The organism is Arthrobacter sp. SLBN-112 (assembly GCF_030944625.1).
Classification (GTDB): domain Bacteria; phylum Actinomycetota; class Actinomycetes; order Actinomycetales; family Micrococcaceae; genus Arthrobacter.
Genome location: NZ_JAUSXY010000001.1, coordinates 2501785 through 2514555 on the forward strand (window position 1 = coordinate 2501785; position 12771 = coordinate 2514555).

Below are 12771 nucleotides of genomic sequence, written 5' to 3' on the forward strand. Positions count from 1 at the left end.
GGTTGATCCCGGCGCCGGGCCTCCCTAGTGCTGGTCCTGGCGTGCGATGTAGATTTCCCGGAGCAGGAGCAGCACGGCTGCCGCGGTGGGGATCGCGATCAGGGCGCCCAGGACGCCCAGCAGGCTGCCGCCGGCGATGACCGAGATCACCGCCACGGCGCCCGGGACCGCCACTGCCTTCTGCATAATGCGCGGCGAGATGAAGTAGGCCTCGAACTGCAGGTAGGCGAAGTAGCAGAACGCGTAGACCGCCGCCGTCTGCCAGCCCTGCGTGAGGGACACCAAGGTCACCACGATGCCCGCGATCATGCCGCCCACCAGGGGAATGAAGGCGAGCAAAACCACCACGAACGCCAGGAGCAGTGCGAACGGTACGCCAACAATGGACATCACGATGAACGCGAAGGTGGCGTTGAGCAGGGCGACGCAGGCCTGGCCGATGACATAGTTGCCCACCGACCGGGTGATTTCCTCCGAAAGGGCGGCCACCCGCTTCCGGCGGGACCGCGGCGCCAGGCGGTAGCCCCACTTCTTCATGGCCGGCAGGGCCGCCAGGAAGTACAGGCTCAGTACCAGCACGATCAGCGTGCCGAACAGGCTGTTGGCCAGGGTTGAACCGAACCCGACCACGCCGCCGAAAATTCCACCCATGGCGGCGGGGTCGTTAACGAACTTGTTGAGTTCCTCGGTAATGCGGTCCCTGACCCCGAACTGGTCATCGAGGCTGCGGAAGAAATCCGAATCCATGAAGGTGCGCACCCAGTCCGGCGCCTGGCGCACGATCTCTGACACCTGTTCAACGATGGTGGGGATCAGGGTGGCGAAGAATCCGACGACGGCACCCATCAGGACGGCCACGGACACAAGGATCCCGGCGGGCCGCGGGATCTTCCGGTTCTCGAGCCAGCCCACCACGGGTTCCAAGCCCAGGGCGATGAACAGCGCGGCAACAATCCACAGCAACAGTTGCGTGGTGTGGGAACCAATCCAGTAAACCAGCAGCGCCAGGCCCACGCCCACCGTTCCCATGAACCCCATGTACAGCGGGTGCTGGGGGGACATGCGCGGCCCGGGATGCCCGAACTGCGGCTCGTCCTCGCCGTCGTACTCCGTCTCGGGAGTGTGGCCGCCGTACTCCGGCGGCATTTCGAATCGAAGCCTGGGCTGGGCGCCGGGCAACGGCTGGCGGAGCCTGCGGACAACCTGGCCAAGAGCTGCCGCGGCGGTGCCCCGGCGTCGGGCCGCTGCCATGCCCTGCGGAGCCGGAGCCGGAGCCGGGACAGGCCTGGCCGGATTACCGGAATTTTCGGCGGCCGGGGAGGACGGGTCCGTCTTGTCAGTCACTGGTTTTTGGGGCCTGTTCCGTGCGTGGCACCGCCTTCGCGGGCCGGTGTGATCATCATCGCAAACACTATCAGCAGGCTTGTCAACAACCGCCGAAGGCGCCGGCGGCGGGCCCGCGGGCTGCCGGGCGGAATGCTGGATTCGGGGCCCGTGGTAACAAAAAGGTTACTATTGAAGGTAAACCCCCGCTGATGATAGGTGTTTCCCTTGCGTTTAAAGACTGCAGCCGCACTTGTGCTGCTCGGCCTCCTGACACTTTTGGCCGGTATCGGCCAGAGAACCATCTGGGCTCCGTCCGAGACGTTCACGGCGTCCGCCCCGGCAGACGCCGCTGCGGCGCCGCTGACTGTCATTGACCAGAAGCTGCGCACACTGCACGGCAGTACCGTCAAGATCTCGGTCCAGGGCGACGGCAACTTCATGCTGGCAACCGGCCGGCCCGATGACGTCAGCGCCTGGGTCGGCCAAACGGCCCACAACACCATCAACGGGGTTTCCGGGGATGGCAAGTCCCTCCAGGTCGAGCATGCCGACGGCGACGCCACGGCGCCCAACCCGGCAGGTTCGGACCTCTGGGTGTCCACCGAGAATGCCAGCGGCGAACTGGAATACAACTGGACCCCGCCTGCTGACGGCGACTGGAGCCTCCTGCTTGCCTCTGACGGCACCAAAGCGGCCCCCGCTTCGGTGTCCATGACCTTCCAGAACGATACGTCCACCCCGTGGGCGGTTCCGCTGATGGTCATCGGCGGATTGCTGGTGGTGGGCGGAATCGTGCTGGGCTTGATGTTCGCGCGGACCAAGGACGGCGAAGGCGGCGGCAGCGGCTACGCCCGGCGTGCCCGCGCCCGTTCGCAGGCGCAGTCCCCAACCAAGGCCACCATGGTGGCCGCAGGTGTGGCGGCGGTGGTCCTGGCTGGATCCGGCACCGCGGCCCAGGCGGCCAGCCCCAGCCCGCAGCCTTCAGGCAGTGCGTCGTCACCGGCGGCCAAGGACGGAACCGGCTCTCCGGTTGTGCTTGAAGCCCAATTCCGCAGAATCCTTGAGCAGGTCTCCAGCGCGACCGATGCCGGCGATGCTGCCAAGGATGCGGCGAAGCTTGGCGACCGCGTGGCCGGACCCGAACTGGAGGTCCGGACCCAGAACTACAAGATCCGCTCCCAGGTTGGTTCGTACGAGCCCCGCATGCCTGTCCGCTCCACCAAGCTGCTGACCACGGTGATCACCAGCGGCCGTGACTGGCCGCGGTCGGTGCTGGCCGTGACCCAGGGAGACGGCAACGTGGTCCCGCAAATCCTGACGCTGGTCCAGAAGTCCCCTCGAGAGAACTACAAGCTGACGGAGACCACCCCCCTGCAGCCGGGCACGACGCTCCCGACCCTCGGTCGCGGCGGTACGCAGACCCTGGCGCCATCGGACAAGTCCGGGCTGCTGTACAGCGGCGAGGAAGCCATGTCCGGCCTGGCCGACAGGCTCACCTCCGCGGACTCGCCTTTCAAGGACAAACTGGTGGAGGGTTCGTCCTCGCCGTACATCGCTGACACCTTGTCCTACCAGGCCGAGGTGGTGAAGGCCGGCGAGAACGGCAATTTCTCGTTCACCCACAAGGTGGTACCGGAAAGCACCGTGGTATTCCGTACCTCTGACGGCGGAGCACTCGTCCTTGGCCGGATCAATTTCGGCTTCGAAGGCACCCCCAAGGCTGCCGGTGACAAGCTCAGTATCGGTGACGACGCCGCGGCCCTTGCCGGCGGCAAGGAAACCACCACCGGCATGGTCTTGAGCTTCGCTGAATCCATGGCCGTCTACGTGCCGCCCGCCGGATCGACGGACCCGATGAAGCTCGTTGCCGCCACCCGCGGCCTGGTGGGGGCCAGCTTCAAGTAGGACCCTGACTGTATTACCACCGGCAGCGGCCGGAGTGGCTAGAGTGGGAAACATGAGTTCGCCAGCTTCCCGCCCAGTCCCTCCTGCCGCTGCCAACCTGCTTAACCTGCGCGGCGCCGTCGACCTTTCCGCACTGAAGCGGCCCGCAGCTCCCGCCGGCCCCGTGGCACCTGCCGGACCGGCGGCAGCCTCTTCGAGCCCTGCGCCGGCGCCTGGCCAGGGGGCACCGGAAGGCGGTCCGGAGCTTACGGTCAACGTCACCGAAGCGAACTTCCAGCAACTGGTGGAACTCTCCGCCCAGGTTCCCGTGGTGTTCGCCTTGTGGGCGTCGTATTCACCGGAGTCCGGCAGGATGCTGGAGACCCTTGAACGCGTGGTGGCCTCCTTTGGCGGCCGCCTGGTCCTGGGCGCCGCGGACATCGAAGCCTTCCCGCAGCTTGCCCAGGCCTTCCAGGTGCAGGCGGTCCCCACCGCCGTCGCCGTCCTCAAGGGGCAGCCCGTGCCGCTCTTCCAGGGCGCAGCGGACGAACAGCAGGTGCGCAGCCTGTTCGACGAGCTCCTTAAAGTCGCCGCCGCGAACGGGGTGACCGGAAGCCTCGACGGCGGACCGGCCGGCGAACAGGAACCCGCGCCGCTGCCGCCGCTGCACCAGGCCGCCTTCGACGCCATTGAAGCCGGCGACTACGCCGCCGCCGCTGAGGCCTACCGCCAGGCATTGCGGGAAATGCCAGCGGACCACGACGCCAAGGCCGGGCTCGCGCAGGTGGAACTGATGGGCCGGCTGCAACCGTTGTCCGCCCAGGACAGCGAGGCGCTCCGCGCCCGGGCGGCGAACGAACCGGACAACCTTGACACCCAGCTTGCCGTTGCGGACCTGGACGTGGCGGGGGGCCACGTGGAGGATGCCCTGAACCGCCTGGTGGCGTTCATCGGCAGGAACTTCGGCCCGGAGCGGGAAACAGTGCGCGTCCGGCTCCTGGAACTGTTCGACGTGGTGGGCGCGGGAGACGAGCGCGTGGCCAAGGCGCGCCAGGCGCTCGCACGGGTGCTGTTCTAGTGCCCGCCCTGTTCCAGCCGCTGACGTTGAGGTCGCTGGAGCTGCAGCACCGGGGGTGGGTTTCGCCCATGTGCCAGTACAGCTGCGATCCCGACGACGGTCCGGGGGTTCCAAACGACTGGCACCTGGTGCACCTGGGCGGCTTTGCCACCGGTGGCGCGGCGCTGATCCTCACGGAGGCGGCGGCCGTCAACGCCGAGGGCCGGATCAGCCCCCGCGACGCAGGCTTGTACAACGACGCGCAGGCCGGGGCCTGGCAGCGGATCACCTCCTTCGTCCACCGGAACGGCGCCGCCGATGCCAAGATCGGCGTCCAGCTGGCCCACGCCGGCCGGAAGGCCTCCACGTATTGGCCGTTCTCGGGCAAGCACGGCAGCGTTCCGGAACCTGAGGGCGGCTGGGCGACCGTGGGCCCGTCGGAAACCGCCTTCGAGGGCTACGCGGCCCCTGCCGCCATGACCGTCCAACAAATCCGGGACGTCATTTCCGACTTCGCCGCCGCCGCGGTACGCGCCGTGGACGCCGGCTTTGACACCGTGGAGATCCACGCAGCGCACGGCTATCTCCTGCACCAGTTCCAGAGCCCGCTGATCAACGAGCGCGACGACGAGTGGGGCGGTGACGAAGCGGGACGAAACCGGCTGACGATTGCGGTGGTCGACGCCGTCCGGGCCGTCATCCCCGATTCCATGCCGTTGCTGCTGCGGATCTCGGCCACCGACTGGGCGCCCGGCGGGGTGGACCAGGCGGCTTCGGTCCGCCTGGCCCGTGAAGCCGCCGCCCATGGTGTGGACCTGGTGGATGTTTCCAGCGGCGGGGCAGTGGCGCACCAGCAGATCAAACCGGGGCTTGGCTACCAAACCGGATTTTCTGCGGCCATCAGGCAAGAGGCCGGAGTGGCCACCGGCACGGTGGGACTCCTGACCACCCCGGGCCAGGCGGAGCACGCCATTTCCACCGGACAGGCGGATGGTGTCTTCATCGCCCGGGCGGCTCTCCGGGACCCGCACTGGTGGCTGCGCGCGGCCTTCGAACTCGGCTACGACATCCCCTGGCCGCCCCAGTACGAGCGCGCAGTGCCACGGCGCTCCTTCTGATGGCCGCCTGAGTTAATGGACAACCGGCAGGGCCACCACGGGCCATCCTCCGTTGACCGCGAGCTCGGGTCCTGCACAGGTCAGCCCAGCAGGTCATCCACGTAGCACCAACGCCACTGTTCGCCGGGTTCGATGCTCCGCATGACCGGGTGCCCGGTTTCCTTGAAGTGGCGGCTGGCGTGCCGCCCCGCGGACGAATCGCAGCAGCCCACCTGCCCGCACGCCAGGCACATGCGCAAGTGCACCGGTGTTGTCCCCTCCCGTTCGCAGCCTGCGCAGGACGGGTTGCCGGGGACCGGGGACGGCATGGCCGCCGTCAGGTGGTCGCAGACGCCGCCTGGCTGGGCCAATCCCTCGCCGCCGCCGGAATCCGTGGCGGAATCGAGCTCGTTCAGGGAAGTGTCCAGCATGGACTCTTCAATATCCAGCCGTTCGAGGACTTCGCTGAGGACTTCATGGGCGAAGTCGCCGCCGCGGCGCAGCTCCAGGACCTTGTCCCGTTCAGCTTCCAGCATTGCCATCCGCAGCTGGGCGTAGCGCTGGCTGGGCGTGGCTGACTCCGCCGCCGGCCGGCCCAGGCGTTCCCAGGCTGCCAGGCCCCGCTCCTGCGTCCGCCGCCGCAGCATGTCCATGACCTCCGGGGGATCGCTCTCGCGCCGCAATTCGTCCAGCCGCTCCATCCCCGCGGCTGTGGCCAGCTGCATCAGAGAGGCTTGGTTCAAGGCATCCTCCCGCCTGTCCGGTCCGGGCACGCCCAGGGCCCGGACCAGGGCGGGCAGCGTGAATCCCTGCAGCACCAAGGTACCGGCCACCACCACCATGGCCGCCAGGACCAGCACGTTGCGGTGCTCCAGACCATCCGGCAGCGTCAGGACGGCTGCCAGGGTGACTACGCCGCGCATGCCGGCCCAGGACACGATGGCGGGAAATTGCCAGGGCGGTGCGGGATCGGTCCGCCGCACGGAAGGGATAAGACGCGGCAGGTAAGTGGCGGGGAAGACCCAGATGGGGCGCAGCACCAGCACGGCCAGCAGTATCACGGCGCAGCCGAGCCACACACGGCCTGCACCCAGCGAATCATCCTGGACGCTGTCGATGATGGTCCGTACCTGCAGGCCGATGAGCAGGAACACAGAGTTCTCCAGCAGGAACTGCACGGTGTCCCAGTTGCTCCGGGCACTTTGCCGCGCCGCGCCGTTGGGCATGGATGGCGCTTTGGTGCCCATGACCAGGCCGGTGACGACGACGGCGAGCACCCCGGACGCGTGAATGGCTTCGGCGGGGAGGAACGCAACGAACGGTGCCATCAGCGACGCCGAGGTGTTAATGGCGACGTTGCTGATCCGCTTCCGGATTTCCGTGAGGACGTACGCTGCGGCGAGGCCCACCACCAGGCCGCCGCCGGCAGCCAATACGAAGCCTCCTGCCACATCCAGGGCCGAGACGGACCCCGCGATCGCAGCCACGGCGGCGCGCAGGCAGACCAGCGCCGTGGCATCGTTGAGCAGGGATTCACCCTCGAGGATGTTGACGATCCGCCGGGGCATGCCCACTTTCCGGGCGATCGCCGTCGCGGCCACGGCATCCGGGGGTGCCACCACTGCGCCCAAGGCAATGGCTGCGGCCAGCGGGATCTCCGGAAACAGCCACCACACCACCAAGCCGACGGCCACGGTGCCGAAGATGACGTATCCCACGGACAACAAGCCAATGGAACGGCGGTTCGAACTGAAGTCGAACAGCGATGTCCGGAACGAGGCCGCGTACAGCAGGGGAGGCAGCAGGCCCACCAGCACCAGTTCAGGGTTCAGCTCAACGGGTGGAATGAAAGGCAGGAACGAGCCCGCCACTCCGGCCAGGATCAGCAGCAGCGGCACGGGGATATTGAATCTGCGGCCGATGGCGCTGCCGGCGCACACCACGGCAACGATCACCAGCAGGCCCAACGCGATGTCCATGACGATAGTCTCCCACCCCGCTCAGCGCCGCTCCGCGGGCTAGGCTGGCACCATGACTGCTCCGATCCCCGACCAGGTGTCGAATCCAGTGCCCGTTGCGGCCCTTTCCATCCGCGGGCTGGCCAAGAGGTTCGGCGGAAAAATCGCGGTGGACGGCATCAGCCTGGAGGTTCCGGCAGGTTCATTCTTCGGCATCGTGGGCCCCAACGGTGCGGGCAAGACCACCACACTGTCCATGGCCACGGGCCTGTTGCGTCCTGACTTTGGCACGGCGGTGGTCCATGGCGTGGACGTCTGGCAGCACCCGCTGGAGGCAAAGCGGCTGATGGGGATCCTGCCCGACGGCGTACGGCTCTTTGACCGGCTCACCGGAGAGCAACTCATTACCTACGCCGGGTTGCTGCGTGGCATGGACAAGGCAGTGGTGGCTGCGCGGGTGGGGGAGCTGCTCGCCGCAATGGACCTGACCCAGGACGCCGGGACCCTGGTGGTGGATTACTCCGCCGGCATGACCAAGAAAATCGCCCTTGCCTCCGCCATGATCCACGCCCCGCGGGTCCTGGTCCTGGACGAACCCTTCGAAGCGGTGGACCCAATCTCCGCAGCGAATATCCGCTCCATCCTGGACCGGTATGTGGCGTCGGGAGGCACCGTCATCGTGTCCAGCCATGTGATGGACCTGGTGCAGCGCATGTGCGACCACGTTGCCGTGGTGGCCCGCGGCCGGCTCCTGGCAGCAGGGACGGTGGATGAGGTCCGGGCAGGGGCGTCCCTCGAGGACCGGTTCGTGCAACTGGTGGGCGGCCACAGCCACACGGAAGGGCTGGAATGGTTGCGCACCTTCTGAGGCTCAAGCTCACGCTGCTGCGCAACGGACTGCGCCGCAGTCCGTGGCAGCTGGTGGGCATGGCCATCGCGGGGCTCTATGCGCTGGGCGTGGTGGCCATGCTCGTCATCGCCCTCGTCCTGCTCAGAAACGCCGGCATCGGAACCGCCCACACGGCCGTGGTCCTGGGCGGCTCCGCCGCCGTACTCGGCTGGGGCGTCATACCTGTGGTGGCCTCCGCCACGGACATGACCCTGGATCCGGCCCGCTTCACTACTTATGCAATCCCCATGAAGCAGCTCCTGGCAGGCCTTGCCCTGGGTGGCCTGATCGGCATCCCGGGCCTTGCCACCACCCTCGTTGCCCTGGCCACGGTAGCCACCTGGTCCCGCGGTGTCCTGCCGGCACTCGCGGCCCTCGTGGGCGCGTGCCTGGGCGTGATGACGTGCGTCGTGCTGGCCAAGGTTGTCACTACCGCCACAGCGGGCCTCGCCGCGTCCCGGCGGTTCAAGGACATCAGCGCCATCGCCTTCATGGTGCCCCTGGTCCTGCTCGGTCCCATCGTGGCGGGCGTCGGCCGCGGGATTTCTGCCTCCACCGGATTCCTGCCCGATTTCGCCGGGACCCTGTCCTGGACTCCGCTCGGCGCGCCGTGGGCGCTTGGCGGTGACGTCGCTGCCGGCCGGCCGGGTGAGGCTGCCGTGAAGCTGCTGGTGTCGGTGGCGGTCCTTGCCGGCCTGGCCTGGTGCTGGAAGCTGCTGCTGGAGCGGGCGCTCGTCAGCCCGCCCTATGCCGGTGCAGGCAAACGGAAACGCGGCCGCCTGGGGTTGCTCGGCGTGCTTCCGCCCACCCCGGCAGGCGCTGTGATGGCGAGGTCCCTCACCTACTGGCTCCGGGACCCGCGGTATTCGGGTTCCCTCGTGGTGATCCCGCTGCTTCCCGTGATCATGCTGTTCCAGGGTGCGCAGACAGGACACTACGGGGGAGTGGCCTTCCTTGCCCCGGTCTCGGCGTTCATCCTTGCCTGGTCCATCTCCGCTGACGTGTCCTATGACAACACCGCGTTCGCCCTGCACGTGGCCACCGGAGTCCGCGGCGTGGCGGACAGGCTGGGCCGGTCCCTTGCGTGCCTGGCGTTCGCCCTGCCGGTGGTCCTGGTGTTCGCGGTGGGGGCTGCCGCGCTGACCCGCGAATGGGTCGCGTTGCCCGGCCAGTTGGGGCTCAGCCTGGGGATCCTCTTCAGCGGCCTCGGCTTGTCCTCGGTGGTATCGGCCCGGTACACGGTCACGGTTCCGCTGCCCGGCGACAGCCCGTTCAAGAAACCGCCCGGGAACGTCGGGCAGACCCTGGCCGTGCAGTTCGTGGGCATGCTGGTCCTGCTGGTCCTGGTGCTCCCCGAGGCAGCCCTGCTGGTGGCGCAAACTGTTACGGGCAGTGCCTTGTTCGGGTGGATCAACCTGGCTGTTGGCATCCTCCTGGGCCTGGGCCTCTTCGCGGCCGGTGTCCGCCTTGGCGGCAAATGGCTTGACGTCCGGGGCCCGGAACTGCTGGCGCAAGTTTCCGTCAACCGCTGACAAACCCCGGGAGGGAAGAGCATGGAAATCGTCATCCTCGGCGGCAGCAGCCAGGTTGGAAAACTCGCGGCCGATGCGATCGAGAAACTGGTCCGGCGCAAACCCGGTGCGGTGCTTGGGCTGGCCACCGGGTCCTCACCGTTGCCGGTCTATGACGAACTCGCTGCCCGGCACCAGCAGGGCCTGGATTTCAGCAGCGCCTCCGGGTTCGCGCTGGATGAGTACGTGGGCCTGCCGGCCGGCCACCCGGAGTCCTACCGCGAGGTGATCCGCCGCGAATTCACCAGCCGGGTGAACATCGCGCCGGACAACGTCCACGGGCCGGATGGAACCGCCCAGGACATTCCGGCGGCCTGCGATGCCTATGAGCACGCCATCGCCGCGGCCGGCGGAGTGGACCTGCAACTGCTGGGGGTGGGAACTGACGGCCATATCGGTTTCAACGAACCGGGCTCGTCCTTCGCCTCACGGACCCGGATCAAGAGCCTGATCGAACAGACACGCCGGGACAACGCCAGGTTCTTCAACAGCCTCGCCGACGTCCCGCACCACGTACTCACCCAGGGCCTGGGCACCATCATGGCCGCACGGCATGTGATCCTCCTCGCCACCGGGGCGCAAAAGGCCAAAGCTGTCCGCGACTTCGTGGAAGGACCGGTGGCGGCCATCTGTCCGGCGTCCATCCTGCAGTTCCATCCGCATGCCACGATCCTGCTGGACGAGGCCGCCGCGTCCGCCCTGAAACTGGCGGATTTCTACCGCCACACCTATGAGAACAAGCCCGGCTGGCAGGGGCTGTAGCCCGCGTACTGTGCCATGCCTTGCATGGCTAAAAGGGGACGACGACGGCCGGTGCCGTACCCCGGCGCGGGCGTGCCGCCGTCGAACGCCAGGCCGCCGGAACGGCTAAGATGGATGCCATGACTAGCATGACGGACCCTCTCGAAAACGACCCGATGCGCGAGCTTTCCGGGGCTGGAACGTCCACAGCCACCATCGAACGCGAGGAGCTGCGCCAAGAGGTGGAACCGGGCGACCGGGAGCGTTTTGCCCACTACGTGCGCAAGGAAAAGATCATGGAGTCGGCGATGACAGGCGAGCCCGTCATCGCGCTGTGCGGCAAGGTCTGGACCCCGGGCCGGGACCCGCAGAAGTTCCCGGTGTGCCCGGAGTGCAAGGAAGTCTACGAGGGCCTCCGGCCGGGCAACGACGGCGGGAAGGGTCCGGGAGACTCGGGCAACAACAAGTAGTGACGGAGACGCTCTTTGGCGGCCCTACCCTGCCTCCGGCTTATCCGGAACGTGCAGCCTGGGGAACCGCTCCCAAACTCCGTGCCTGGCAGCAGCAAGCCCTCGATCTCTACCTGGCGAACAGTCCCCGCGACTTCCTCGCGGTGGCAACGCCAGGTGCCGGTAAGACCACCTTCGCACTCCGGATCGCCTCGACGCTGATCGATTCCGGCGCCGTGAACCGGGTGACCATCGTGGCGCCCACGGACCACCTGAAGCGGCAGTGGGCCGACGCCGCCGCCAAGGTGGGCATCGCCATTGATCCCAACTTCAAGAACTCCGACGGCCAGCACGGGCGCGGGTTCATCGGGGTCGCCGTGACGTACGCGCAGGTGGCCAGCAAGCCCATGCTGCACCGCGCCAAGACCGAGGCCGCCCGGACGCTGGTGATCCTCGACGAGATCCACCACGGCGGCGAAGCCCTGTCCTGGGGCGATGGCCTGCGCGAGGCGTTCGATCCTGCCGTCCGGCGGCTGTCCCTGACCGGTACTCCCTTCCGCTCCGACACCTCACCTATCCCGTTCGTGGAGTACGCGGAGGACCGCGACGGCATCCGCCGTTCCAAGGCGGACTACACCTACGGTTACGGCAACGCCCTGCGGGACCATGTGGTCCGGCCTGTGATGTTCATGGCCTACTCCGGCCAAATGCGCTGGCGCACCAGCGCGGGCGAAGAGATGGCCGCCTCGCTCGGTGAGGCGGCAGTGACCAAGGACATCACCAGCCACGCCTGGCGGACCGCACTGAACCCGGCAGGCGAGTGGATCCCTGCCGTCCTGGCCGGCGCGGACAAACGGCTCAGCGAGGTCCGGCGCACCGTCCCGGACGCCGGCGGCCTGGTGATCGCCACGGACCACGAGGATGCACGCGCCTACGCCGGGCAGCTGAAGAAAATCACCGGTGAATCACCCACCGTCATCCTGTCCGACGACGCCAAGGCTTCCAGCAAGATCGAGGAATTTTCCGCTGGCGAGAAACGCTGGATGGTTGCCGTCCGCATGGTGTCCGAAGGCGTGGACGTGCCCCGGCTCTCCGTAGGTGTCTACGCGACGTCCACCTCCACTCCGTTGTTCTTTGCCCAGGCCGTGGGACGCTTCGTGCGTGCCCGCAAGAGGGGTGAAACGGCGTCGGTGTTCCTGCCCTCCGTGCCGCAGCTGATGGCCCTGGCCAACTCCATGGAAATGGAACGCGACCACGCGCTGGACCGGCCCGAAAAAGAGGACGGTGACGGCCTCTTCAACCCGGAAGATTCGCTGATGGAGGAGGCCAACCGGGAGGACAAAGCCTCCGACAGCCTCACCAAGGGCAAATTCGAGGCACTGGACTCGCAGGCTTCCTTCGACCGCGTCCTGTTCGACGGCGGCGAGTTTGGCACCGGCGGCGAGGTAGGGTCCGACGACGAAATGGACTTCCTGGGGATCCCCGGCCTGCTGGACGCTGAGCAGGTGGGGACCCTCCTGCGCCAGCGCCAGCACGAGCAACTGAACCGGAAGAACCGTAAGGCCCCTGCCGCCGAAAGCCAGGTTCCGGCCGTACCGGACCACCGGATGCTGATGGACCTGCGCAATGAGCTGGCCAAGAATGTGGCCGCCTGGGCGGCCCGGACAGGCACGCCGCACGGCGTGGTCCACACCAAGCTGCGCACCGTATGCGGCGGCCCCCCGGTGGCGCAGGCCAACGAGGAGCAGTTGCAGTCCAGGCTGCGGAAGCTTCAGGACTGGTTCATCGGCCGCAAATAG

10 protein-coding genes are annotated in these 12771 nt (G+C 67.6%); 8 read left to right on the forward strand and 2 right to left on the reverse strand.

Annotated features, from left to right (window positions below; all coding sequences use genetic code 11):
• Positions 1 to 24 precede the first annotated feature (24 nt).
• Positions 25 to 1344, reverse strand: a complete 1320-nt coding sequence (locus QF050_RS11760; protein WP_308930582.1) for an AI-2E family transporter — start codon at positions 1342 to 1344, stop codon at positions 25 to 27.
• A gap of 234 nt (positions 1345 to 1578) precedes the next feature.
• Here QF050_RS11760 and QF050_RS11765 point away from each other — a divergent pair, with 234 nt between their 5' ends.
• Genes QF050_RS11765 through QF050_RS11775 form a run of 3 tightly spaced genes read left to right on the forward strand, consistent with a single transcriptional unit; the run spans position 1579 to position 5385 of the window.
• Positions 1579 to 3231 (forward strand): hypothetical protein, encoded by a 1653-nt coding sequence (locus QF050_RS11765; protein WP_308932156.1) that lies wholly within the window; start codon positions 1579 to 1581, stop codon positions 3229 to 3231.
• A 52-nt stretch (positions 3232 to 3283) separates the two neighbouring features.
• Positions 3284 to 4288: a tetratricopeptide repeat protein gene (locus tag QF050_RS11770; RefSeq protein ID WP_308930583.1), complete on the forward strand. Its 1005-nt coding sequence runs from the start codon at positions 3284 to 3286 to the stop codon at positions 4286 to 4288.
• Positions 4288 to 5385, forward strand: a complete 1098-nt coding sequence (locus QF050_RS11775) for an NADH:flavin oxidoreductase/NADH oxidase (protein ID WP_308930584.1) — start codon at positions 4288 to 4290, stop codon at positions 5383 to 5385. The genes QF050_RS11770 and QF050_RS11775 overlap by 1 nt, the downstream gene beginning before the upstream one ends.
• An 80-nt stretch (positions 5386 to 5465) precedes the next feature.
• Here the strand turns inward: QF050_RS11775 and QF050_RS11780 are convergent, their stop codons facing one another.
• Positions 5466 to 7343 (reverse strand): Na+/H+ antiporter, encoded by a 1878-nt coding sequence (locus tag QF050_RS11780; RefSeq protein WP_308930585.1) that lies wholly within the window; start codon positions 7341 to 7343, stop codon positions 5466 to 5468.
• Between the two features lie 52 nt (positions 7344 to 7395).
• On the opposite strand from QF050_RS11780, the gene QF050_RS11785 reads away from it, so the two are divergent.
• From QF050_RS11785 to QF050_RS11805, 5 genes are all read left to right on the forward strand, one after another.
• Entirely contained in the window at positions 7396 to 8190 is a 795-nt protein-coding gene (locus tag QF050_RS11785; RefSeq protein ID WP_308930586.1) for an ABC transporter ATP-binding protein, read from the forward strand.
• Positions 8172 to 9743 (forward strand): transporter, encoded by a 1572-nt coding sequence (locus QF050_RS11790; protein ID WP_308930587.1) that lies wholly within the window; start codon positions 8172 to 8174, stop codon positions 9741 to 9743. Before QF050_RS11785 ends, QF050_RS11790 begins: the two co-directional genes overlap by 19 nt.
• Before the next feature lie 21 nt (positions 9744 to 9764).
• Positions 9765 to 10544 carry a glucosamine-6-phosphate deaminase gene (nagB, locus tag QF050_RS11795; protein WP_308930588.1) on the forward strand — a complete coding sequence of 260 codons (780 nt, stop codon included), beginning with the start codon at positions 9765 to 9767 and terminating at the stop codon, positions 10542 to 10544.
• A 110-nt stretch (positions 10545 to 10654) separates the two neighbouring features.
• Positions 10655 to 10993 carry a DUF3039 domain-containing protein gene (locus QF050_RS11800; RefSeq protein WP_110541018.1) on the forward strand — a complete coding sequence of 113 codons (339 nt, stop codon included), beginning with the start codon at positions 10655 to 10657 and terminating at the stop codon, positions 10991 to 10993.
• Positions 10993 to 12771, forward strand: a complete 1779-nt coding sequence (locus QF050_RS11805; RefSeq protein ID WP_308930589.1) for a DEAD/DEAH box helicase — start codon at positions 10993 to 10995, stop codon at positions 12769 to 12771. The genes QF050_RS11800 and QF050_RS11805 overlap by 1 nt, the downstream gene beginning before the upstream one ends.

Excerpts from the sequence above, each read along its gene's own strand:
- QF050_RS11770 (WP_308930583.1), top strand. The coding sequence starts at position 3,284 with ATGAGTTCGCCAGCTTCCCGCCCAGTCCCTCCTGCCGCTGCCAACCTG.
- QF050_RS11780 (WP_308930585.1), bottom strand. The coding sequence starts at position 7,343 with ATGGACATCGCGTTGGGCCTGCTGGTGATCGTTGCCGTGGTGTGCGCC.
- QF050_RS11785 (WP_308930586.1), top strand. The coding sequence starts at position 7,396 with ATGACTGCTCCGATCCCCGACCAGGTGTCGAATCCAGTGCCCGTTGCG.
- QF050_RS11790 (WP_308930587.1), top strand. The coding sequence starts at position 8,172 with ATGGTTGCGCACCTTCTGAGGCTCAAGCTCACGCTGCTGCGCAACGGA.
- nagB (WP_308930588.1), top strand. The coding sequence starts at position 9,765 with ATGGAAATCGTCATCCTCGGCGGCAGCAGCCAGGTTGGAAAACTCGCG.
- QF050_RS11800 (WP_110541018.1), top strand. The coding sequence starts at position 10,655 with ATGGATGCCATGACTAGCATGACGGACCCTCTCGAAAACGACCCGATG.